Annotated in this window: 20 protein-coding genes and 1 pseudogene; 10 read left to right on the forward strand and 11 right to left on the reverse strand. The window is 73.3% G+C overall.

Going from position 1 to position 22,168, the window contains the following annotated elements; all coding sequences use genetic code 11:
- From QZX64_RS06390 to QZX64_RS06400, 3 genes and pseudogenes are all read right to left on the reverse strand, one after another.
- Positions 1–242 (reverse strand): annotated as a pseudogene (locus QZX64_RS06390) (sulfotransferase); the annotation flags it as partial.
- Between the two features lie 2 nt (positions 243–244).
- Positions 245–1,519, reverse strand: coding sequence for a methyltransferase domain-containing protein (locus QZX64_RS06395; protein WP_295657768.1), 1,275 nt, complete (start codon positions 1,517–1,519; stop codon positions 245–247).
- Positions 1,520–1,545: 26 nt separating this feature from the next.
- Positions 1,546–2,010, reverse strand: a complete 465-nt coding sequence (locus QZX64_RS06400; protein ID WP_295657769.1) for a glycosyltransferase — start codon at positions 2,008–2,010, stop codon at positions 1,546–1,548.
- Positions 2,011–2,129: 119 nt separating this feature from the next.
- Between QZX64_RS06400 and QZX64_RS06405 the strand changes: the two genes are divergently transcribed.
- Positions 2,130–4,226 carry an aminotransferase class I/II-fold pyridoxal phosphate-dependent enzyme gene (locus tag QZX64_RS06405; RefSeq protein ID WP_295657770.1) on the forward strand — a complete coding sequence of 699 codons (2,097 nt, stop codon included), beginning with the start codon at positions 2,130–2,132 and terminating at the stop codon, positions 4,224–4,226.
- Here the strand turns inward: QZX64_RS06405 and QZX64_RS06410 are convergent.
- Both QZX64_RS06410 and QZX64_RS06415 read right to left on the reverse strand, forming a co-directional pair.
- Positions 4,198–4,983: a bifunctional 2-polyprenyl-6-hydroxyphenol methylase/3-demethylubiquinol 3-O-methyltransferase UbiG gene (locus tag QZX64_RS06410; RefSeq protein WP_295657771.1), complete on the reverse strand. Its 786-nt coding sequence runs from the start codon at positions 4,981–4,983 to the stop codon at positions 4,198–4,200. The genes QZX64_RS06405 and QZX64_RS06410 overlap by 29 nt on opposite strands.
- Positions 4,980–6,095 (reverse strand): radical SAM protein, encoded by a 1,116-nt coding sequence (locus tag QZX64_RS06415; RefSeq protein WP_295657772.1) that lies wholly within the window; start codon positions 6,093–6,095, stop codon positions 4,980–4,982. The genes QZX64_RS06410 and QZX64_RS06415 overlap by 4 nt, the downstream gene beginning before the upstream one ends.
- Positions 6,096–6,431: 336 nt before the next feature.
- On the opposite strand from QZX64_RS06415, the gene QZX64_RS06420 reads away from it, so the two are divergent.
- Positions 6,432–7,478: an Ig-like domain-containing protein gene (locus QZX64_RS06420; protein ID WP_295657773.1), complete on the forward strand. Its 1,047-nt coding sequence runs from the start codon at positions 6,432–6,434 to the stop codon at positions 7,476–7,478.
- 187 nt (positions 7,479–7,665) lie between these two features.
- On the opposite strand, the gene QZX64_RS06425 is transcribed toward QZX64_RS06420, so the two are convergent.
- Positions 7,666–8,676, reverse strand: coding sequence for a LacI family DNA-binding transcriptional regulator (locus QZX64_RS06425; protein ID WP_295657774.1), 1,011 nt, complete (start codon positions 8,674–8,676; stop codon positions 7,666–7,668).
- Positions 8,677–8,711: 35 nt separating this feature from the next.
- On the opposite strand from QZX64_RS06425, the gene QZX64_RS06430 reads away from it, so the two are divergent.
- The 4 genes from QZX64_RS06430 (at position 8,712) to QZX64_RS06445 (ending at position 13,773) form a co-directional block, all read left to right on the forward strand.
- Positions 8,712–8,915, forward strand: coding sequence for a hypothetical protein (locus QZX64_RS06430; RefSeq protein WP_295657775.1), 204 nt, complete (start codon positions 8,712–8,714; stop codon positions 8,913–8,915).
- A gap of 47 nt (positions 8,916–8,962) precedes the next feature.
- Entirely contained in the window at positions 8,963–11,068 is a 2,106-nt protein-coding gene (gene pta, locus QZX64_RS06435) for a phosphate acetyltransferase (RefSeq protein WP_295657776.1), read from the forward strand.
- A complete protein-coding gene (locus QZX64_RS06440; protein WP_295657777.1) occupies positions 11,065–12,276 on the forward strand; it encodes an acetate kinase in 1,212 nt (403 codons plus the stop codon). Before pta ends, QZX64_RS06440 begins: the two co-directional genes overlap by 4 nt.
- Positions 12,277–12,342: 66 nt before the next feature.
- Complete coding sequence (locus QZX64_RS06445) at positions 12,343–13,773, forward strand: MFS transporter (protein ID WP_295657778.1); 1,431 nt, start codon at positions 12,343–12,345, stop codon at positions 13,771–13,773.
- A 19-nt stretch (positions 13,774–13,792) separates the two neighbouring features.
- Here the strand turns inward: QZX64_RS06445 and QZX64_RS06450 are convergent, their stop codons facing one another.
- Positions 13,793–14,977 carry an AI-2E family transporter gene (locus QZX64_RS06450; RefSeq protein WP_295657779.1) on the reverse strand — a complete coding sequence of 395 codons (1,185 nt, stop codon included), beginning with the start codon at positions 14,975–14,977 and terminating at the stop codon, positions 13,793–13,795.
- Between the two features lie 84 nt (positions 14,978–15,061).
- Positions 15,062–15,895: an alpha/beta hydrolase gene (locus QZX64_RS06455; protein WP_295657780.1), complete on the reverse strand. Its 834-nt coding sequence runs from the start codon at positions 15,893–15,895 to the stop codon at positions 15,062–15,064.
- A gap of 50 nt (positions 15,896–15,945) precedes the next feature.
- On the opposite strand from QZX64_RS06455, the gene QZX64_RS06460 reads away from it, so the two are divergent.
- From QZX64_RS06460 to QZX64_RS06470, 3 genes are all read left to right on the forward strand, one after another.
- Positions 15,946–16,617, forward strand: coding sequence for an alpha/beta fold hydrolase (locus tag QZX64_RS06460; protein WP_295657781.1), 672 nt, complete (start codon positions 15,946–15,948; stop codon positions 16,615–16,617).
- A 159-nt stretch (positions 16,618–16,776) separates the two neighbouring features.
- Complete coding sequence (locus tag QZX64_RS06465; RefSeq protein WP_295657782.1) at positions 16,777–17,796, forward strand: LLM class flavin-dependent oxidoreductase; 1,020 nt, start codon at positions 16,777–16,779, stop codon at positions 17,794–17,796.
- A gap of 81 nt (positions 17,797–17,877) precedes the next feature.
- Complete coding sequence (locus QZX64_RS06470; RefSeq protein ID WP_295657783.1) at positions 17,878–18,672, forward strand: SDR family oxidoreductase; 795 nt, start codon at positions 17,878–17,880, stop codon at positions 18,670–18,672.
- A gap of 360 nt (positions 18,673–19,032) precedes the next feature.
- On the opposite strand, the gene QZX64_RS06475 is transcribed toward QZX64_RS06470, so the two are convergent.
- Positions 19,033–19,203, reverse strand: a complete 171-nt coding sequence (locus tag QZX64_RS06475) for a hypothetical protein (protein ID WP_295657784.1) — start codon at positions 19,201–19,203, stop codon at positions 19,033–19,035.
- Between the two features lie 397 nt (positions 19,204–19,600).
- Here QZX64_RS06475 and QZX64_RS06480 point away from each other — a divergent pair, with 397 nt between their 5' ends.
- The gene (locus QZX64_RS06480; protein ID WP_295657785.1) at positions 19,601–20,950 is read left to right on the forward strand and encodes an MFS transporter; all 1,350 of its coding nucleotides are present in this window, start codon (positions 19,601–19,603) and stop codon (positions 20,948–20,950) included.
- Positions 20,951–21,132: 182 nt separating this feature from the next.
- Here QZX64_RS06480 and QZX64_RS06485 read toward each other — a convergent pair whose 3' ends face one another.
- Together QZX64_RS06485 and QZX64_RS06490 are read right to left on the reverse strand one after the other, a co-directional pair.
- Complete coding sequence (locus QZX64_RS06485) at positions 21,133–21,405, reverse strand: hypothetical protein (protein ID WP_295657786.1); 273 nt, start codon at positions 21,403–21,405, stop codon at positions 21,133–21,135.
- Positions 21,406–22,168: Ig-like domain repeat protein (locus tag QZX64_RS06490; protein WP_295657787.1), on the reverse strand; the 763-nt coding region annotated here is incomplete at its 5' end.

A 22,168-nucleotide genomic window follows, 5' to 3' on the forward strand; every position in this document is an offset into this window, starting at 1 on the left:
CGCCCGGCCGCCTCGGGGTGCGCGAGGTAGTCCTGGCACACCTCCCCCCGCACCAGGTGCTCGGGCCGCGCGTCGGCGAACTGGTCGACGTACCACGGCAGGCCGCGGTCGTAGTAGCGGTCGAAGAAGTACAGGCCCTTGGCCGGCGTCAGGAACACCTGCGGATGCGCGCCCAGGATCTCGTGGAGCCACGAGGAGCCGGCCTTGTCCGGGCCGATGTAGATGAAGTCGGGCACGCTCATCGCTACTGCTCCCGAGCCGGCGCGCCGTTGGCCCGCACCGCCGTGAGGAACAGGTTCGCGCGCCGGAACAACCGGCCGTCGGCGCGCAGGGGCGCGTCGAAGAGCCACCGGGCCCGGTGCGGAGCCAGGAGCGCGGGCACCTGCCAGACCCGCCAGAAGAGGTTCGCCCCGTCCTTGAGCCGAGGAACGAGGGTGGCGCCCTCCACGAGGGCCAGCAGGTCGGCGGTCTCGTAGTTGGTGTGCCACGCGCGCTCCCAGGCCATGTCGCCCCGGAGGCCGTTCGAGTCGTCCTCGAAGCGGGCGGAGTACGTCGCCGCGCCGAACCGCGCGGAGTAGGCGGCCCGGTGCACCCGGGGGAACCGGAACTTCGCGTTGTCGGGGTCGAGGAAGGAGAAGACGTGCCGGGCGGGAACGGTCAGGACGAGCAGGCCCCCGGGTCGGAGGACCCGGCACACCTCGGCCAGCGTCGCCCGCTCGCTGGTGGTGTGCTCCAGGACGTCGAGCATCGACACCGAGTCGAACACGGCGTCGGCGAACGGGAGCGTGCTCCCCACCCGGACGAGCGGCACGTCGCCGTACCGCCTGCGCGCATCGGCGAGGTAGCCGGCGTGCGGGTCTGCGCCGACCACCTCGAGCCGGCTCTGCCGGTGGACGGCCCCGAGGAAGGAGGCGTCGCCGATGCCGAGGTCCAGATGTCGTCCCGTCCGTCCGCGCAGCCGGTCGAACGCCCACCGGAACCGTGCCGTGGGGTGGCGCTCGAACGGCTGGGACCCCGGCCGAAGACGTCGAGCGACGGCGTCCTCGTCGGCCATCGCGTCCAGCAGGTCGGCCACCTTCTCGCCCTCGACGGGGACCAGCGAGACTCCGGAGCGCAGCAGCGTCTGCTCGTGCTCCGGGTGCCGGGACACCGCGTCGGCGAGCCCGTCCAGGTCCCCGTCGAGGGCGACCACCCGGCCGGCTGCGACCTCGCTCCGCAGGTAGACGACCTGGTGGTCGTTGCGCATCTCCCCGCGCGCCGCCTCGCGGGCGACGGCGATGGGGATCTTCCCCAGCCGCTGGACGAGGCGGACGGTGTTGCCGGCATGGGTGATGACGACGTCGGCCTCGGCGATGCGCCGCTGGGTCTCCTCGTAGCCCAGGAAGGCGGCGTGCGGGCACGGCGGTGCCAGGGTGGAGGTGCCCGTCTGCACGAAGACGTCGTGGTCGGCGCAGACGTCCGGGAGTGCCGCGAGCAGGCGGTCGAACGCCCAGGGGCCCATGCCCACGGTGACGAACACGGCAAGCCGCCGCGTGGTGGTGCCCGTCAATACAGCTCACCCACGAACAGCGCCCGGGGATGGTCGGCGAGCATCGCGCTGTGCTGCACCAGCACCAGGTCGCCTGCACGCGCGCAGACGCGCGCTGCGATCCCGGCGCCGGCGAGCACGTTGAGCGTCTCGACCCACCAGGCGGGCACCCCGGCCGACCGGGCGGCGAGGAAGTACGGCACGGCGACCCCGGTGCCGGCCGACACGACGAGGTCGATGCGGTCCCGGCGCAGGTGCCGCCGAGCCGCCACGACGGCGCGGGCCACCGCAAACGGCTGCCGAGGGGTCAGCTCCTCGGCCCACGTCACGCGTTCCCCGGCCAGGACCTCGCGCGTGTCGGAGCCGGGCACGGCGACCCAGCTGACGTCGTGCCGGGACCACCACGGGCGCAGCGCGAGGAGGTCCAGCAGCACCCCGCCGGTGCTGGAGACGAGCAGGATCCGGCGCTCACCTCGGTCCATCGGCGCAACGTAGCACTCCTACCCTGTATTGGGGGATGGGGTCGTGATCGTCCCCACGAGCCTCTCCGCCGGGGTCCACTGGGCGCGCCGGAGATGAGCAGGTCGTTCCTGGGGGAGCCGTGGGTGTCAGCGATCAGGAGCGGTTGACCGTCGTCGGCGGTGCCGGCTTCCTCGGTTCCGCGATCGTCGAGCGCTGCCTGGCACGCGGACGCGGCGTCGTCCCGGTCGACCGCGCCGATCGATGCACACCTTCCCCCGGTGTCACACCGGTCCGGGCCGACCTGCTGACCGACCCGCTGCCCGAGGTGCTCTCCGGGCTGCCTGCGGGGCCGGTCGCGCTGTCGGCGGGCAACAGCGATCCCCGGGCCGTGCGCAGCTGGCAGCTCGTCCTCGACAACGCGGTCACCACGGCGCGGCTCCTGCCGCTCCTCGCCGGGCGCCGGGTCACCCTCGTGTCGTCCGTCGAGGTGTACGGCACGGCCACCGGGCCGCAGCACGAGGGCACGCTCCCGGAGCTGCCCCTGGACGAGGACGCACTGCGGGCCTGGAACGCCGACCTCCTGGCCATCGCCGCGCAGCCGTGTCCACCGTGGCGGGTCGAGCGGCTGTGCCGGCGCCTGGCCGACGCCGACGTCAGTGGCCGGTGGGTCTACGCCATGGCCAAGCGGGCGCAGGAGCTCCTCGTGGCCGACACGGTGCCGGAGGACCGGCTCACGCTCCTCCGCGTGACGAACCTGTTCGGTCCCGGACAGGACCGGGTGGTGGCCAGGCTGGCGCGCCGGGCGCTGGCCGGCCTCCCGCTCACGGTCGTCGATACCCGTCGTACGTTCCTGCCGGTGGAGGTGCTGGCCGACGCCGTCGCCGCCGGTGCCCCCGCCGGGGTGCTCAACGCCGGCGCCGGTTGCATCGACCTGGTCGAGCTCGCCCAGCTCGTCCTCGACGAGCTGGGGCTCGACGCCGACGTCCGCACCGTCGTCGCGCCCACCGCCGACGCCGTGGGCGTCGTGGACACCACCCGCTTCGAGGAGCTGACGGGAGTGGGGGGCGCGCACCTGCGAGACGCCCTGCGGTCCTTCGTCCGGCGGCTTCGCGACGAACCACCCCCCATGGGTCCCTCGATCCCGGTCGTCGTACCGCCGCGGCCGGAGCGGCCCGAGCTGCTGGCCGACCGGATGCAGCAGAGCCTGTGGACCGGGTCCCTCAAGGGCGGACCGTGGGGGAGCGCGCTGACGAACGAGCTGCGGGAGCGCCTCGAGCTGCCGGACACCATGACCGTGCTGGCCACGTCCTCCGGGACCGCCGCACTCCGCCTGGCGACCGTGGCCGTCGCGGGACGAGCACAGCCCGGGGACGTCGCGGTCCTGCCGTCGTTCACGTTCGCGGCGACCGGCGAGTACCTCGCCATGCTGGGCTACCGGCTCCGGTTCTGCGACGTCCGGCCCGACACCTGGACCCTGGACCCCGCGCGGCTGGAGGAGGCGCTGGCCGGTGGCGACGTGCGGGTCGTCGTCGCGGTGGACGCGCTCGGGGCCCCGGCGGACTACGACGCGGTGATGGCGGTCTGTCGCCGGCACGGCGTGCCCGTCGTGGGGGACTCCGCGCCGTCGCTCGGCGGGCGGTCCCGAGGGAGGCCGGTCGGAACGCAGGCGGACGCCCACGCATTCTCCATGAGCTTCGCCAAGGTGGTCTCCGCCGCGGGCCAGGGTGGCGCTGTGGTCGTCCCGACGGAGGCCGTCGAGCGCCTGCGGTCCAGCGTCGACTGGACCCGCTCGACGCTGATCGGGGAGGTCCACGCGGCCGCGGCCCTGGACCAGGTCGAACGGCTGGACCACCTCGTCGCGCGGCGTACGGCGGTGGCAGGCGTCTACGCCGAGCTCGAGCGCGCGGACCCGCGGGTCGTCCCGCAACGCGCCGCGGACGGCGACCAGCATGCGTGGGTGCACTGGGTCGCCCGGTTCCCCGGGGTCGACCGGGACCGGCTCGCGAAGAGGCTGGAGGCCCGTGGGATCGGCACCAAGCCCTACTACTCGCCGGTGCTGCACCGCCTGCCCTGGCGCCCGTTCACCGAGCGTGCCCCAGACCTGCCGGTCACCGACGCGCTGCACGACGAGGCGCTGGCGCTGCCGATGTCCTCCGAGCTCAGCGTCGGGGAGGCCGAGCGGGTGTTCTGGTCGGTGCTCGACGCTCTCAGCGACTGCGCCGACGACCCACGATGAGCAGCTGCTTGCCGAGGTCCGCCAGCTCCGGTTGAGCGGCCAGGCGCCCCTCGGCAGCGAGGGTGCCCTCGAAGTCCTCGTCCAGCCGTCGGCGCAGCCCGTCGCGTCCGTGCGCGCTCGCTCCCACCAGCAGGCCGGACACGCGGACGACGTCCAGACCGGCCTCGTCGTAGGCACGTCGCAGCGTCGCCGAGTCCAGGAGGTGCAGGTCGGCCTCGATCTCGTCGACGCGCCACACGCCGCGCCGGGTGGTGAGCCGCGCCAGCGCCTCCTCCTCCCTCCCCGCGGCGAGCAGCTCGAGCACGAGCGCCTGCAGGTTGTCCACGAGGACGGCGAGGACGCCACCCGGGCGCAGCCAGCCGGCGAGGCGGACGACCTGCCGCACCGGGTCGTCGGTGTACTGGAGGGAGCCCATCGCCAGCACCGCGTCCACCGAGCCGGGCGTCAGCTCGACGTCCTCCACCCGGCTCCGCAGCAGGGTCGCCTGCGTGCGAGGCCAGCGGGCCAGCCGGCGCGCCGCCTGGTCGGCCATCGCCGGTGCCGGCTCGATCCCCGTCAGCGAGTAGCCGGCGTCGAGCAGCCGCTCGGCCCAGCGGCCCACCCCGCACCCGACGTCCACCGTGACGGCCGGCGCCTCGGGCAGCGCGTCGCGGCAGATGTCCCAGGCGAGCTCGTCGTAGGCCCGGCGGTGCAAGACGGCGAAGTGCTCCTCGTACGTCGGCGCCAGCAGGTCGTAGAGAGGAGCACTGGACCTCATGCGGCCCCCACGGCGGCCAGCCGGCGCCTGCCGAGGCGCCACAGCAGGTCCTCGGCGTAGGTCCCCGGCCGCCAGGCGAGGTTCAGCGCGTAGTTGCTGCCGCACCCGACGCACTCCTTCCGGAAGAACCGCGCGTGCTCCTCGCGGTAGGCGGCATCTCCGAGGATCTCCGCGACCGGCGCGTCGCGCACGTTGCGGGTCGCGTCGTGTCCCCAGCACCCGCCCAGATCCCCTGTCGAGTGGATCATCACCTTGAGCTGCGACTCGGCACACGGGAGGTCGCCCTGCAGCTGGTCCTCGAAGTGGCGTCGTACGTAGGCCAGCTCGGAGTAGCGCGGCACGAAGCGCCGGTTGCGTCGCAGGCCCTCCTCGACCTGCGCCATGGCCGCGGACACGCGGTCGCTGTCGACGCGGGTCTCGATGCTCACCTGGCCGTCGCGGAACAAGAAGGTGTGGTCCGTGGCGAGGTTGAGGTAGAGCTGCACCTCGAGGTCCTGCGCGAGCCGCATCATCTCGGGCAGGTCGTCGATGTTCGAACGCATGACCGTGAAGTTCATCCGGACGCGGAGCCCGAGACGGTCGCGATGCTCCAGCACACGCTCCAGGTTGCCGACGGTCTTGGCGAACGCCCCGGGCACGCCCCGCACGCGTTCGTGGACGTCGGCGCTGGGACCGTCGACCGAGATGTTGAAGCTGCGGACGCCCGCGTCGAGCACGGCCTCACGCCGTCGCTCGTCGAGGAGGACGGCGTTGGTGTTGACGTGGAGGTTGCGGATGCCGCGCTGGTAGGCGTGGGCCATGAGCCGGGGCGCGTCGCTGCGCAGCAGCGGCTCGCCGCCGGTGAAGTTCAGCTTGAGGAGGCCGTGGTCCGCGAGCTGGTCGATGACGCTGCGCCACTCGTCCTCGGTCAGCTCGCCCCGGGTCACCGTGCGCCAGCAGGCGCAGCTGACGCACTTGAGGTTGCAGTTGTCGGTGAGGAAGAGCTCGGCGACGAGGGGCCGGACGGGCAGTCCCGGCGCGAGGTGCTCCTTGATCGCGAGCTGGGCGAAGAAGCGCGCGAGGCGGACCTTGTCACCCCAGCCGGCGACCGGGGACCGACGTGGTGACGTCACGGCCTTCTCCCTCGCTTTGTACGACGACCGCCCCCAGCGGACGCGCGGACACGACCGTGCCCGCAACAGCACAGGCTGTCGTCGCCAGAACTGGGCATTCGGGGCGCCCCGGAGCATCCGAGAGTGTGAGTGGGTCTCGAGACGCTCGCCGGCGCCCGCTACTCGACCACCGAGGAAGCGGCGACACGTCGAGCGGGTGCCCGCGGGGCACCCGATCACGCCTTTGACCCATATTGGGGTGACCCGGGTGCACACCCACCACCTACAGTGATGGCGGCGATCCAGCAGCGGTCGGATTCCGGCGCGTGGGGCGCCGCACCAAGGGGGAAGAACTACATGCGTACAAAGCTCGCTGTCGTCGCTGTCACCGCGGCGGCCATGCTGATGACCGGCTCGGGGACGAGTGGGGCGGCGGTGGGGTCGGGCTACGTGCTCGACCTCCAGCTCAACGAGGCAAGCGGTGCCCGGACCGCTGTGGACGCCAGCGGGATGGGCCATGACGGTGCCATCGGCTCCCACGTGGTGATGAACGGCGCCTACGCCGACTGGGACCGCCACGCGCCGGCCGCGGGAGTGCCCTACGGCCTGGAGCACCTGATCTCGGTGCCGGACGCGCCCGACGGTTCGCTGGACCCGGGTGCCGGCGACTTCACGGTGGAGTTCCGGTTCAAGACCAAGGAGAACTTCGGCAACATCCTGCAGAAGGGCCAGTCCAGGACGGTCGGCGGCCAGGTCAAGTTCCAGATCCCCAAGGGGAAGCTGTCGTGCATGTTCCGCACCGCGGAGGGGGTAGCGACCGCCACCTCGGGTGCCACGCTGCTGAACGACGACCAGTGGCACGACGTGCGGTGTGTCCGCACCTCGACGTCGGTCACGCTCTACGTCGACGGACTCCAGGTGGGACGCAAGAACGGGTTCACCGGCAACCTCGACAACAAGAAGCCGTGGACGATCGGCGGCAAGCACGAGTGCGACGACGTCACCGTCACCTGTGACTACTTCGCCGGCGAGATCGACTCCGTGCGCATGACCAAGGGCGCCACGAGCGGCGGCGGCGGTGGTGACACCACCGCTCCGACCGTGAGCAGCACGACCCCCGCTGCGGGCGCGACCGGCGCCCCGCGGGGTGGCGACCTCGCCGCGACCTTCAGCGAGGCCGTGTCGGGGGTCAGTGGCACGACGATGATCCTGCGCAAGACCTCGACCGGGGCCAAGTTCGGCGGAGTGGTCACCTACGACCCCGCAACCCAGACGGCGACGCTGAACCCCAACGTCACCCTGGCGAGCAACACGGAGTTCAACGTCACGCTGACCAACGGGATCCAGGACACCGCAGGCAACGCCCTCGCGACCACCACCTGGTCCTTCACCACGGGAAGCTGACGCACGGCACCCTGACGACGACGGACCCGGAAGCGGGCGCCGACCTGGCGCCAGGTAGTTGGCCACTGCACAGGCTCGCTGGCACCGAGCCGGCAGCGCCGAGCCGAAGCTGCCGGTCGAGCCGGTCGCCCAGATCGTCGCCGGTCTCACCCGGCACGCGTGCACTGAGCAGGGCTCCGCTCGGGCGTCAGCGGGCTCCGGAGCTCTCGCGGACCACCAGCCGGTAGGAGCACAGCACCTCGTCGGACTCCGGGGACCCGCCGTCGAGCTGCCCCAGCAGGGCGTCGACGGCTGCGCGGGCGATCGCTGCCTTGTCGGGTGAGATGGTGGTCAGCGACGGCACGGCGTACGCCGCCTCCTCGATGTCGTCCCAGCCGACCACGGCGAGGTCCTGCGGCACGCGCAGGCCGTGGTCGACCACGGCGCGGACCGCGGCCAGGGCCAGGGCGTCGTTGAAGCAGAACAGCCCGTCGACGTCGACCCCACGCTGGAGCAGCGAGCGCACCGCGGTGTAGCCGGCCTCGCGGGACCACGGTCCGGTCGGCACCTCGAGCCCAGGTGTGGCGGGCAGGCCGGCGTCGCGCATGGCGGCGCGGTAGCCCTCGAGCCGTCGCTGCGCCGGGCCCATGTCGCCGGCTCCGGTCTGCGTCCCGACCGCGGCCACGCGCGTGCGGCCGCGGTCGAGGAGGTGGGCCGTGGCCTCCCTCGCCGACGCGACGTTGTCGACCGCCACGTGCACGACGCCGACCTTCTCGATGCGCTCGCCGAGCAGCACGGTCGGCATCGAGAGGTCGTGGCCCTGGAGGTCCTCCCCGGTGACCCCGAGCGGGCTGAGGATCAGCCCGTCGATCAGGTGTGCTTGGAAGCCCTCGAGCGCGTCGAGCTCGCGCTCGCGGTCGGCTCCGGTCTGGTCGACCAGGAGCGTCAGCCCACGGCTGGCCGCCTCGCGCTGCACGTGGTCGGCGAGCTCGGCGAAGTAGGGAGCCGCGACGTCGGGCACCGCGAGCGCGATGATGCCGCTGCGGCCGCTGCGCAGGCTGCGCGCACTGATGTTGGGGCGGTACTTCAGCTCGTCGATGGCCCGCTGCACCCTGGCCCGCGTCTCCGGCCGGACGTGCACGTAGCCGGTGACGACGTTCGCCACCGTCCGGGGCGACACCCCGGCGAGCGCCGCGACGTCACGCACGCTGGCTGCCACGCTGCTCCTCTCCGTACGCCGACGCAAATGGTCCGGTGCCGACGCTCGCGGCGGACCTGCACCGGCTGCGCCCGACCACCTCGCCGATTATCCACGAGAAAGCTCGGGGCGTCCGGCTGTCCGCGGCAAGCAGCGGCTCGAGGGTCCGACCCGGCGGTCGCGCGCTGATCGGCATCTGCGTGCACAGCGTCCAGACCGTCGTCTTCTCCGGCGTGCTGCTCGCCCTGGTCCTCCGCTGATCCGAGGAGCGCGGATGCGCGCGGCCCCGGTGCCTAGGGTGGGGGACATGCAGACCAGCGTCTACGTCGCCTCGGCGGAGGGCTACACCGGCAAGTCGGCGGTCGCGCTGGGCGTGCTGGACGCCCTGTCCCGCCGGGTCGAGCGCGTGGGGGTCTTCCGGCCGGTGGTGCGCCCCGAGACGGCCCGGGGCGACAAGGACTACGTCCTGGACCTGCTGGTCTCGCACGAGGCCGTCGACCTCGACTACGACGACTGCGTCGGGGTGTCGTACGACGACGTGCACGGGGACCCCACGGCGGCGCTGGACGCCATCGTGGAGCGCTACCACCGGGTCGCCGCGCGGTGCGACGCCGTGGTGGTCGTCGGCTCCGACTACACCGACGTGGCCAGCCCCACCGAGCTGGCCTACAACGCGCGGATCGCGGCCAACCTCAGCGCGCCGGTGCTGCTGGTGCTCAACGGCGCGCGCCGTACGGTCGAGGACCTCGGGACGCTGGCGGACATCACGACGGCCGAGATCGCCGCCCACCACGCCACGCTGTTCGCCGTGGTCGTCAACCGGGTGACCGAGGGCGACCCGGCCTCCGTCGCCGACGACCTCGCGGCCGGCCTGGCGGCCGACGTGCCGGTCCACGCCCTGCCCGACGAGCCGCTGCTCGCCGCACCGTCGGTGGCCGACCTGGTCCGGACCTGCGACGCCACGCTCGTCTCGGGCGACCCGGCGCTGCTGGACCGGGAGGTCCTGGGCGTGGTGGTCGCCGGCATGACGATGCCGAACGTGCTCGACCGCCTCGTCGAGGGAGCGGTCGTGGTCACCCCCGGGGACCGCCCCGAGGTGGTGCTCGGCGTCGTGATGGCCCACCTGTCCGCCAGCTTCCCGCAGGTGGCCGCGATCGTGCTCAACGGGGGGCTCGAGCTGGCGCCCCAGGTCACCCGGCTGCTCGAGGGCATCGGCTCCACCCTGCCGATCGTCGAGATCGGCCTGGGCACCCACGAGACGTCCACCGCCCTGACCTCGGTGCGGGGTCGGCTGACCTCCGCCACGCCGCGCAAGATCGCTGCCGTCCTCACGCTGTTCGCCCAGCACGTCGACGCCGACGCGCTGCTCGACCGCCTGGACGTGGCACGCACGGCCGTCGTCACGCCGCTGATGTTCGAGCACCAGCTCATGGACGACGCGACGCGACAGCGGCGGCACATCGTGCTGCCCGAAGGTGAGGAGCCCCGGGTCCTGCTGGCCGCCGACCTCCTCCTGCGTCGCGGGGTCGCCGACCTGACACTCCTCGGCGATCCCGTCCGCGTCAGCGCCCAGGCCGCGGGGGTCGGCGCGGACGTGTCGGGCGCCACGATCCTCGACCCGGCCACCTCCGAGCTCGCCGAGCGCTTCGCGCACGAGTACCACCAGCGACGCCGGCACCGCGGCGTGAGCCTCGAGGACGCCCGGGCCGTGGTGCGCGACGTGTCGTACTTCGGGACGCTCATGGTGGAGCTCGGCATCGCCGACGGGATGGTGTCCGGGAGCGTGCACACCACCGCGCACACCATCCGTCCGGCGCTCGAGGTCGTCAAGACCGTCCCGGGCGTCTCGGTGGTGTCCTCGGTGTTCTTCATGTGCCTCGAGCACCAGGTGCTGGTCTACGGCGACTGCGCCGTCAACCCCGACCCCGACTCCGAGCAGCTGGCCGACATCGCCGTCTCCTCCGCCGCGACGGCCGCGGCGTTCGGCGTCGAGCCACGGGTCGCGATGCTGTCCTACTCGACGGGCAGCTCCGGCACGGGCAGCGACGTCGCGAAGGTCTCGGCAGCCACCGGGCTCGTGCGCTCCCGGGCGCCGGAGCTGCTCGTCGAGGGGCCGATCCAGTACGACGCGGCGATCGACCCCGCCGTCGCCCGGACCAAGCTCCCGGACTCCCCGGTCGCCGGGCGGGCCACGGTGTTCGTCTTCCCCGACCTGAACACGGGCAACAACACCTACAAGGCGGTGCAGCGCTCCGCGGGCGCCGTGGCGATCGGGCCGGTCCTCCAGGGACTCCGCAAGCCGGTCAACGACCTCTCCCGCGGCGCCACCGTGCGCGACATCGTCAACACCGTGGCCATCACCGCCATCCAGGCCCAGGCCCAGGCCCCGCAGACCGGAGGGCAGGAGCGATGAGCTCGCTGGTCCTCGTCGTCAACGCCGGCTCCTCCTCGGTGAAGTACCGGCTGCTCGACGCCCGCACCGGCGAGGTCAGCGCCGTCGGGCTCGCCGAGCGCATCGCCGACGCGTCCGGGGGCACGGGGATCCTCACCCACACCGATGCCGACGGGCGCCGGCACCGCAGCGAGCTGCCGCTGCCCTCGCACGAGGCCGCGCTGACCGCCGCCCTGGAGGCGTTCGACGCCCACGGGCCGACGCTGCGCGCCGACGACCTGGCCGCCGTGGGGCACCGGGTGGTGCACGGCGGCGACCGATTCTCCGCGCCCGTGGTCGTGGACGACGACGTCGTCGCCGCGATCGGCGAGCTGGTGCCGCTGGCGCCCCTGCACAACCCCGCCAACCTGGAGGGACTGGCGGTGGCGCGCAGGCTGTTCCCCGACGTGCCGCACGTGGCGGTCTTCGACACCGCCTTCCACCAGACGATGCCGGAGCACGCCTACACCTACGCCGTGCCGCTGGCCTGGCGCGCCGACCACGGCATCCGTCGCTACGGCTTCCACGGCACCTCCCACCGGTTCGTGGCGGGCCGGACGGCCGAGCTCCTCGACCGCCCCCTGGAGTCGGTCGACGCGATCGTCCTGCACCTGGGCAACGGCGCCTCCGCGGCCGCCGTGCGAGGGGGGAGGTCGGTGGACACCTCGATGGGGATGACGCCGCTGGAGGGGCTGGTGATGGGCACCCGTTCCGGCGACGTCGACCCCGCGCTCCACGCGCACCTCCACCGCCAGCTCGGGTGGTCGCTGGAGGAGGTGGACACGGGGCTCAACCGCGACTCGGGCCTGCTCGGACTGGCGGGCGTCAGCGACTTCCGCGAGCTCTCGCGCCGGCGTACGGCGGGCGACCCGTCGGCCGCGCTCGCCTTCGACGTCTACTGCCACCGCCTGCGCAAGTACGTCGGCGCCTACCACGCCGTCCTCGGCCGGGTCGACGCGGTCGCCTTCACCGGTGGGGTCGGCGAGAACTCGCCGGAGGTCCGCGAGGCGGCGCTCAGCGGTCTCGAGCGGCTGGGCATCCTCGTGGACCCGGAGGCGAACCGTGCCTCGGACACGGGTGCGCGGCGGGTGTCGCCGCCGGAGGGCGAGGTGGCCGTCCTCGTCGTGCCGACCGACGAGGAGTGGCAGATCGCCCGGGAGAGCCTCGACGTGCTCGCCGGGCGCGGCTGAGCGCCGGCGACGGCTCGTCGCGACGGACGCTGCTGCCGTGCCCACGCGTCGTGCAGGGTGGGGGTCGTGACCGACCGCGCCGTCGACGCCGACGTCGACGCCACCTACGAGCCGCACCCGCGCCGGTGGCGCATCCTCGGGGTCTCCCTCGTGGTCGGGTTCATGTCGCTGCTCGACGTCTCGATCGTGAACGTCGCCATCCCGTCGATGCGCGAGAGCCTCGGCACCAGCGCCGGCACGATCCAGTGGGTGGTGTCCGGGTACGCCCTGACGTTCGGCCTGACCCTGGTCGCCGGCGGGCGACTGGGCGACGCCTACGGACGGCGCCGGCTGATGCTGATCGGCCTGGTGGGGTTCGTCCTCACCAGCGCGGCCGTGGGGTTCGCGCCGAACGCCGCCTGGGTCGTGGTGGCGCGCCTGGCCCAGGGTGCGACCGCCGGGCTGCTCACGCCCCAGAACTCCGGGCTCATCCAGCAGTTGTTCCGCGGCCGCGAGCGGGCCCGCGCGTTCGGCCTGTTCGGGTTCACCGTGTCGATGGCCTCGGCCGCGGGGCCGGTGCTGGGTGGGCTGATCATCTCCGTCGCCGGGGTGGAGGACGGCTGGCGCTGGCTCTTCTTCGTCAACATCCCCATCGGGGTGGTCGCCCTGCTGGCCGTCCTCTGGATGGTGCCCCGGCGTCGCCCGGCCGACGACGCGGCCGACAACCGGATCGACGTCCCGGGCGCCGTCCTGCTCGGCCTCTCGGTCTTCTGCCTGCTCTTCCCGATCGTCCGGTTCGAGGGTGGCGACCGGTCCGCGCTCGCCCTGCTGGCCGGCGTGCCCCTCTTCGCGTGGGCCTTCGCGTGGTGGGAGCGCCGGACCGCCGCGCGCGGCCACCCGCCGCTGCTGGACGTGAAGCTGCTCCGGGCCCTGCCCGGCTACCTGAACGGGCTGCTGGTCGGCACCCTGTACTTCACCGGCTTCACCGGGCTGCTGCTGGTGCTCTCCATCCACCTCCAGGAGGCTCTGCGGCACACGGCCCTGGAGGCGGGCCTCCTGGTCATGCCGTTCGCCATCGGCTCGGCCATCAGCGCCCCGGTCGCCGGGCGCCTCGTCTCCGACGCGGGGCGGTGGCTCACCGTGGTGGCCCTGGCGACGATGGTCGTCGGGACCGTGCTGGTGGCCCTGCTGGTGCCCGGCGGCGACCCGCTGTGGGCCTGGCTGGTGCCGACGCTCTTCCTGGCCGGGCTCGGCGGCGGCGCTGTCGTCTCGCCGAACATCACGCTCACCCTCGCCGAGGTGCCGCCGGCCATGGGCGGCGCCGCGGGAGGGGCGCTGCAGACCGGGCAGCGGATCGGCGCGTCGATCGGCGCCGCGCTCCTGGTCACCGTCTACCAGGTGCTCCTGGGGCCGGGCGACGACGGCGACGCGCTGCGGTGGGCGTTGCTGGCGGGAGCCGCGCTGGTGCTCCTGGCGCTCGTGGTGGCCGTGCGGGCGGCACGCCGGCCCGGCACCTGATCGGTGGTGCGGCGCGCCCTCAGGACATCGGGGACGCGCCGGCCCCCTCCGCGGCCGGCTCAGATGCCTCCGCGTGGTCGGCACCGGCCGGACGTGTGTCGTCCGGCTCGGCGGGGGGCGTCTCCGCGGCGGGGGGCGTGCGGTCCCTGACGACCTCGTCGAGGTAGCGCAGGGTCACCGCGAGCACCGCGACGACGGGCACGGCGAGGAACGCCCCGACGATGCCGAAGAGCGTGGAGGCGAGGGTCACGGCCAGCAGCACGATCGCCGGGTGGAGCCGCATGACCTTGGACTGCAGCCAGGGCTGCAGGACGTTCCCCTCCAGCTGCTGCACCGCCACGATGATCCCCAGCACGATGAGAGCGCCGCCCCAGCCCACCGACACCAGGGCGACCAGCACGGCGATCGCGCCGACCACGAAGGCGCCGACGATCGGGACGAACCCGCCGAAGAAGGTCAGCACCGCCAGCGGCACGGCCAGGGGCACGCCCACGAGGAGCAGCCCGACGCCGATGAAGATCGCGTCGATGAGGCTCACCAGCGCCTGGGTCCGGATGAAGCCGCCGAGGGTCGCCCACGAGCGCTCGAGCACGGTGACGACGTGCGGGCCGGCGCGCCGGCCGGTCACGGCGTGGAGCCACGGCCGGAAGCGGCGTCCGTCCTTGAGGAAGAAGAAGGTCAGCAGCAGGGTGATGATGAGCGTCACGAGCCCGGACCCGAGTGCGCCGAGGGTGCCGAGGACCCCCGAGGCGATCGCGTCGGCGCTGTCGGTGAGCCGCCCCTGGATGTTCTGGATGCCGCTGTCGACCTGGTCCTCGGTGACCATGTCACTGGACTGGACGCGGTCCTGCAGCTCCTGCAGGCCGCTCGAGGCGTCGGCCGCGATGTCGTCGGCCTGCCCGGCGACGCTGGGCGCGATGGCGAGGCCCGTGCCGACCAGCACCGCCAGGCCGGTGAGGAGGGCGGCGGCGGCGGCGAGGGCGGGACCCAGGCGCAGCCGGTGCTCGTAGAGCCGGGACAGGGGCTCGAGCACCGTGGTCACGACCAGCGCCAGCACCACCGGCAGCACGATGACCCAGGTCCTCTGCACCACCCAGGCCAGCAGGACGGCGCCGGCGGCGATGAGCACCCACCGCAGGCTCCACAGGGCCAGCCAGCTCAGGCCGTCGCCGATGAGCCGCTCGCGGGTGGTCTTCTCGTCCATGGAGGTCGTCACCTTCGCCCGGTGCCCCAACAGCCGCCGGGCTAGCCCTGTGCGGGGCGACCGTCTGTGGGTCGCCCGCTCCTGTCAGCCGCTGCCCGTGAGCCAGTCGACCGCCGAGCTGCGGACCTCGGCCGGCACCTCGTGCGGGCCGTCGAACTCCTCGTAGGTGACGTCGTAGCCCTGACGCCGCAGCTCCGGGACGATCCGGCGGCTGCAGGCGTCGATGGGCAGCACCTGGTCGCGGGTCCCGTGGGAGACGTAGAAGCGCGGCCGGCCGTGCACGGCCGGTGCGACCTCGAAGCCGGGGGAGAAGGCGATGACGGAGTCGAAGACGTCGCCGTTGACCCGGCCCAGGGTGAGCGCGTAGCTGGCGCCGTCGCTGAACCCGCCCACGGTGAGGCCGTCGACGGCGTGGTCGTCGGTGAGGCGGCGCAGGAGCGTGTCGACGGTGCGCACGTCGGGCCCGAAGGCGCCGAGGATCACGTCCCACGTCGGACGGCGGGAGGCGGGCGCCACGATCAGGAGGCGGTGCGACTCGGCGTACGGGCGGAGGATCTCCAGGGTGCGCCCGGGCTCGCCGCCGGCCCCGTGCAGCATGACGACGAGGCGCAAGGGGCCCGACACGTCGGGCGCGTGGACGACGGCGGCCCGGCCGCCGTCGACCTCCACCCGGTAGGTGCCGGTGCGTGCGCCCCGCGACGGTGACGGGGCCGCGGGACGGAACGACAGGCGGCCGGCGTCGGGCCGCGGGCTCACCGTGGGACCCGCGGGGCCGGCCTGGTCGCCGCACGAGACCAGGGCGCCGAGCGCGGCCCCGCCCAGGAGGCTGCGGCGGCGGCAGCGCAGGCGTGGCGGCACGGCGTCACGACGTACGGCGTTGCGGACGGACGGCCATGGCGAGCCCTTCTCGGTGGGCACCGGGGGTACCCCGTGCCTCCTCGGGCATGCGGGTGGGTACCGGCACCCGCATGACGCCGGACCCCGCCGCCCTCCGGATCGTGGTGGTGCCCGGGCTCGGGCTCGACGCGAGGTCCTGGGCGCCGGTGGCGGAGGTGCTCGACGTGCCGGTGGAGGTGCGCCCCCTCCCGGGCTACGGGATGCGGGCGGCGCGGGGCACCGACCTGTCGCCGTCGGCACTCGGCCGCCGGCTGGGGGAGGAGCTCCGCGACGGGCCTCCCGCGGTGCTGGTCGGGCACTCCTCGGGGTGCCAGGTGGCGGCCCACGCCGCGTCGGCGGCCGGTGGCGCCGTCGTCGGCCTGGTGCTGGTCGGGCCCACCACCGACCCGCGGGCCGGCGGATGGGCGGCCCTGGTGCGCCGCTGGCTGCGCACGGCCGTCCACGAGGACCCCCGCCAAGTGCCCGGGCTGGCACGCCAGTACGCCCGGACGGGCCTGGGGTCGATGCGACGCGGCATGGACGCCGCCCGACGGGACGACCTGCGCGCGACCCTCGACGACCTGCGGCTGCCGGTGCTGGCCGTCCGTGGCCCCCAGGACCGCATCTGCCCGCAGGACTGGGCGGAACGACTGGCGCCGTGGTGCCTCACCCTCACCGGAGGGGGCCACCTGGTGCCGTGCACCCACGGCCCCGAGCTGGGCGGGGTGCTCACCCGCTTCGCGGCCGACGTCGCGCCGCGGTGACGTGGGGTGCCGCGCTCGTCGACCCACGGCGGGGGCCGGTGCGCCGGCGCCGTCGACGCGAGGGCTGATCGTCGTGGAAGAAACCGTCGCGCCGGCTGGTTGACAGGCCATCTGGCGACCGAGACCGATCGGGCCCGGACCGAGAGGAACCTCATGCACGTGGGCGTCGACAGCTTCGTCTCCACCGTCACCGACCCGACCACCGGACACGTGGTCGGCCCGGCTGAGCGCATGGAGCACCTGCTCGAGGAGATCGCCCTCGCCGACCGGGTGGGGCTGTACTCCTTCGGCATCGGGGAGCACCACCGCAGCGAGTACTACGACTCCGCGCCCCCGGTGATCCTGGCCGCGGCCGCCGCCCGCACCGAGCGCATCCGGCTCGGCAGCGCGGTGGCGGTGCTGAGCGCGGCGGACCCGGTGCGGGTCTTCCAGCAGTTCGCCACCCTCGACCTGATCTCGAAGGGCCGCATCGACCTGGTGGTCGGTCGCGGCTCGTTCACCGAGGCCTTCCCACTCTTCGGCCTCGACCTGGCCGACTACGACTCGCTGTTCAGCGAGAAGCTGGAGCTGCTGCTGAGGATCCGCGACGAGGAGGAGGTCACCTGGTCGGGCCGGCACCGGCCGGCGCTCGTGCGGCAGCGCGTCTACCCGCGCCCGCTGCAGGACCCGCTTCCCATCTGGGTGGGCGTCGGCGGCACGCCGGAGTCCTTCGTCCGGGCCGGGGTCCTGGGGCTGCCGCTGATGGTCGCGATCATCGGGGGAGAGCCGCGGCAGTTCGCCCCGCTCGTCGACCTCTACCGCCGGGCCGGTGCCGAGGCCGGCCACCCACCGGAGAGGCTGAAGGTCGGGCTGCACGTCTTCGGCTTCGTCGCCGAGAGCACGCAGGCCGCCGCGGACACGATCTTCCCGGGGTGGCTGGAGATGTTCACGAAGGTCTCGCGCGAGCGCGGCTTCGGCCGGCCGAACCGGCAGCAGTTCGATGCGACCGCCGGACCGGACGGTGCGTTCTTCATGGGCGACCCCGACACGGTGGCGGCGAAGATCCGCCGGATCTCCGACCAGCTCGGCGGGGTCGACCGGCTCTCGCTACAGATGACCAACCCCCGGCTGGCCCACCAGGACCTGCTCCGCGGCATCGAGCTGCTGGGCGAGGTCGCCCCGCTCGTGGCGACGGCGTAGCCGCCCGGCACCCCGCCTGGGAGAACCGTCGGCTCCGCTGACCCGCGCATGGGCGGGGGAGGGTCAGGGCACCGGGCGCGCATGGCTCACGACAACTACCCCCGTCTCGCGATCGTCACCGGCAGCGACTCCGGCATCGGCCAGGCCACGGCCAGGCTCCTGGCCAGTGAGGGCTTCGACATCGGCCTGACGCTCCACCACGACGAGGAGGGGGTGCGAGCGACCGCGGCCGAGGTCGAGCGGCGCGGGCAGCGGGCGTTCGTCGAGCAGTTCGACGCCGCCTCGCCCGACGCGGGTGGGGCCGTGGACCGGCTGGCCGAAAGGCTCGGCGGTCTCGGCGTCCTGGTCAACGTGGCCGGCACCGGCCACAGCAGCCGGGCGCTGGACCTGTCCTACGAGACGTGGCGCCACGTGCTGGCCACCGACCTGGACGGCCCGTTCCTGTGCGCACAGCACGCGGCTCGCATCATGGTCGCCGGCGACCAGGGCGGCCGGATCGTCAACGTGACCAGCGTGCACGAGCACGTGCCGCGGCTGGGAGCCGCGGCGTACTGCGCGGCGAAGGGCGGCTTGGGCCTGTTCAGCAAGGTCCTCGCCCTCGAGCTCGCCGAGCACGGCATCACCGTCAACACCGTGTCCCCGGGCGAGATCGCGACCGAGATGACCGGCATGGAGGAGTCGGAGGCCTACCACCAGGAGCGGCCGGGCAACCCGCTGGGCCGGCCGGGTCACGTCAACGAGGTCGCCTCGGTCATCGCCTTCCTGGCCTCGCCGCGCGCGGCGTACGTCACGGGGTCGTCCTACGCCGTCGACGGCGGGTTGATGCTGATGGCGGCCCACGGCCACGACGAGGCGACCGACTGGCGCGAGGTCTGACCGCTGGCTTGCGGTCGCCTGCATCGCGACGACCGTGCGTCACGGACCGGCTCTCGTGCTGCTGCTCACCCTGTTCTGTTGGGCCGGATACAGGCAGCGCCGCTACGGCGCAGCCCGGTCCACCGACGATGCCCGCCATGACGAGCCCCGACGTAGGCAGCGGCGGCGGAGGCCTCAGCGGTCGACGTGCTCTCTCACTGACGAGGAACAGAGGTGCTCGACCAGGACTGCCTCATCGGCTCCATCTCGGATGGCGGCACCACGGCCGGATCGCAGCCGCCCTCAACGCGGCCGATGCGCATGCCCCACCGGACCATCATCGGCAGGTCCTCGCCACTTCGTGGCGGCGCCGAGGGCCGATCAGTCGTCGCGCAACGCTCGATGCTGGTCGACGTTGCGCCCCGCGGCGGGGTCCGGCACCGAATCCGCATCGACGCTGACGATGGTCTCGTCGAGCCGCACGCCCGGCGGAAGCGACCGGTAGTCAGGCACGGGCTTCTCGCTGCCGGGGTTGTCGTCGGCCGCTTCCATGTTCCGACCGTAGCCGAGGCGCCTCGTGCTGCGCTGCACGACAGATCGATGTTGAGGGGCACATCATCGGCAAGAGCGGATACCTGGAGCCGACGCCGACAGGCGGCGAGACAAGACGCACACGCCTCGCGGTGCCGGAGTGCAACCCAAGGGGATGAGGATCGCCTTCACCTCGACGGGCTCACCGACTGTCGGCCATGGCGAGGACGTACAACGCCTGATGGTCGGGGTGCCCGTCCCGTGGCCAGGGCAGCGGGCGCGGGCTGGGTCGTTCTGGCCACCCCCTGAGGGCGAGGGGCTCGGCGCGCCGGGGAAGCGGTGGACGTAGGCAGGCATCGGCCTGCAGCCGTCCAAAAAAGCGCGACGGCTTCCGGTGCAGCACGGCAGAATGGCCGCGATGCTCACCGCGCTCCGCAACTACGCCAGGCCCCCGTCCTCCCTCGCTGGCCGCCTGTCGGTCCAGTCGCTGCTCTTCGCCACGGGCGAGGGCGCCTTCCTGGCGGGATCCGCCGTCTACTTCGGCGTCATCCTGGGGCTGTCGCTGGGACAGGTCGGTGTCGGGCTCACGGTGGCGGCGATCGCCAGCTTCCTCGCCGCCGTGCCGGCCGGGAGGCTCGTCGACCGGTTCGGCCCCAAGCGGATGTGGTCGCTGAGCGCTGTGCTGCAGGGGGTGTTGTTCCTCGCCTGGCCGTTCATCGACACCTTCCCGCAGTTCATCGCGCTCGCGGTGGTGATGGAGGTGGCGGGGAGTCTCGGCGGGGCGGCCCACGGCGCCTACGTCCTCGACGTGCTGCCGCCCGGCGAGCGCGTCGAGTCCCGGGCCTACATGTACTCCGCGCTCAACGTGGGCTTCAGTCTCGGAGCGTTTCTGGGCGGCGGCGCTATCGCTTTCGGTGCCGACGTGCTGCGCTGGGCCCCGGTCGTCTCCACGGTCCTCTTCGTGGTCAACGCGGTGGCGATCCTCCGGCTGCCGGACGCCTCCCACGACGTCCGATCGACCGAGCCCCGCCGCCAGCCGGAGGGGCCGCCGGCCATCCGCAACCGCAGCTGGCTCCTGGTGACCTTCCTGACCGGCGTGCTGTGGTCCAACCAGGTGCTCCTCCACACGGTGATCCCGCTGTGGCTGGTCATCGAGACCGACGCTCCCCACGAGCTCGTGGCGCTGCTCTTCGCCACCAACACCGTGATGTGCATCGCGCTGCCCCGGGTGACGTCGCGCGGCATCCGCGACATCGACACCGCCCTGCGCGCGGTGCGCCTCTCCGCGGTCTTCTTCGCGCTCACCTGCGTCGTCACGCTCGCCACTCACGAGACCGTCGGCTGGGTCACGGTGGTCCTGTTCTTCGTCGGCCACATCGTCCTGACGTGGGCCGAGCTCTATCTGTCCGCCTCGGGGTGGACCTTCGAGGCCGAGCTGATGGATCCCCGGCGGCGAGGGGACTACCAGGGCGTCTCCGAGCTCGGCAACACGCTCGGCCGGTTCTGGGCGCCGGCCGTCTATGGCTTCCTTGCGATGGAATGGGGCGCCTTCGGCTGGCTCGCCATCGCCGCCATCGTCGGCGCCGCGGCGGCTGCCATGCACCCGGCGACACGCGCCGGGCGGCGCTACCTCGAGAAGCACGTCCCGCCCGATGTCCTCGCCGACGCCCGTGCCGGTGCGCCCGAGGGGGCGCCTCCTCCTCCGGCCGTTCTGACGGACCCGCTCGACCGCGGCACGACCGGTATCGACCCTCCGCTGCCGCGCTGAGCGGGTCACGAGCGGGGATCCTCGGGTGACCGCCCGCTGAGGGATTCGCGGGGGCTCGCCCATCCATCCCGCTCATCGGCAGACGAGTGCGTCTCGCCCTCAATGGGGACACGCCCAGTGACACGCAAGCGGGAGCCGGTCCGAGGACCGGCTCCCGCTGCGGTGCTGCTGTGGTGCGCAGGTCAGCGCCTGGCGACCGTGATCCGCTGGACCACCCTCTCCCGCTCGACCCCCCTGCTGCCGAGGTAGGTGATGGCGACTTTGTTCCTGCCGGGCGTCCCGAACGCCGGCAGCCGGACGGCCACCCGTCCGCCCCTCAGCTCGCCCGTGGCCCGGGCCTTGCCCCGCGGGTCGACGACGACCTCGCCCGCGGGCGTGACGCCGTCGGCGGCGACCCGGATCGCGACCGCGGCACGCGTCCGGTCGGCCCTGATCTTGGCGGGGGAGACCTTCACCTACAGCGACGCCGCCGCCTTGACGACGGTCACGGTGACGGTGCCCTGCGACGGCTGGTACGCCGCGTCGCCGAGGTAGCGCAGGGTGAGGGTCCGCCTCCCGAGCTTCAACGACCTGGCGGGCAGGACGACCTTCGCGACCCCCGCGGCGAGGGTTCCGGTCGCGACGACCCGGGAGCGCTCCAGGACCTGCACGGTGCCGGTGGCCCCACTGGTCACCTCGACCGTGACGGTGGCCGGCTTGCCGTAGGTCATCCGCACGTCCTCCGCCCGGACCGACGACGGGGCCGGGTCGACCTCGTCGTCGACGACGTCGAGCCCGACGACCTCCGGGTTGTGGTCGGAGGCGGCGAAGGGGTTGGTGGCGTCGAAGAACTGCGTGACGTTGTAGTTGTAGCGGCTGTACTGGAAGGCCGCCGACTCGCTGGCGTTGATGTCCCACACGTCGGAGCCGGTGACCAGCTCCATCGCGGCGGCGTTGCCGAGGATGTGGTCCAGCGACCCGGACAGTCCACTGAAGGAGTACGACTCGTCGTCGCCGGGGCGCTCGACGGCGTCGTACCCACCGCCGTAGAGGACGTGCATCGGGTCCTCCTGCGTGTAGGAGTTGAAGTCACCCACCAGGAAGACGGCCTCGGTGCCGCGTGCCCGGGCGAACTCGTCGGCGAAGGCGAGGAGCCTGGTCGCCTGCCGCACCCGGTCGCCGTTGTAGGCGCCGGTGTCGGGGCTGTTGGCGTTGTCGCCGGTCGCCGGCGGGCTGCCG

Source organism: uncultured Nocardioides sp. (assembly GCF_902805925.1).
Taxonomy (GTDB): Bacteria; Actinomycetota; Actinomycetes; order Propionibacteriales; family Nocardioidaceae; genus Nocardioides.

Bases quoted from the DNA above. Each gene is read 5' to 3' on its own strand.
- QZX64_RS06400 (WP_295657769.1), bottom strand. From the start codon at position 2,010: ATGGACCGAGGTGAGCGCCGGATCCTGCTCGTCTCCAGCACCGGCGGG.
- QZX64_RS06440 (WP_295657777.1), top strand. From the start codon at position 11,065: ATGAGCTCGCTGGTCCTCGTCGTCAACGCCGGCTCCTCCTCGGTGAAG.
- QZX64_RS06410 (WP_295657771.1), bottom strand. From the start codon at position 4,983: ATGAGGTCCAGTGCTCCTCTCTACGACCTGCTGGCGCCGACGTACGAG.
- QZX64_RS06480 (WP_295657785.1), top strand. From the start codon at position 19,601: ATGCTCACCGCGCTCCGCAACTACGCCAGGCCCCCGTCCTCCCTCGCT.
- QZX64_RS06420 (WP_295657773.1), top strand. From the start codon at position 6,432: ATGCGTACAAAGCTCGCTGTCGTCGCTGTCACCGCGGCGGCCATGCTG.
- QZX64_RS06450 (WP_295657779.1), bottom strand. From the start codon at position 14,977: ATGGACGAGAAGACCACCCGCGAGCGGCTCATCGGCGACGGCCTGAGC.
- QZX64_RS06460 (WP_295657781.1), top strand. From the start codon at position 15,946: ATGACGCCGGACCCCGCCGCCCTCCGGATCGTGGTGGTGCCCGGGCTC.
- QZX64_RS06470 (WP_295657783.1), top strand. From the start codon at position 17,878: ATGGCTCACGACAACTACCCCCGTCTCGCGATCGTCACCGGCAGCGAC.
- pta (WP_295657776.1), top strand. From the start codon at position 8,963: ATGCAGACCAGCGTCTACGTCGCCTCGGCGGAGGGCTACACCGGCAAG.
- QZX64_RS06475 (WP_295657784.1), bottom strand. From the start codon at position 19,203: ATGGAAGCGGCCGACGACAACCCCGGCAGCGAGAAGCCCGTGCCTGAC.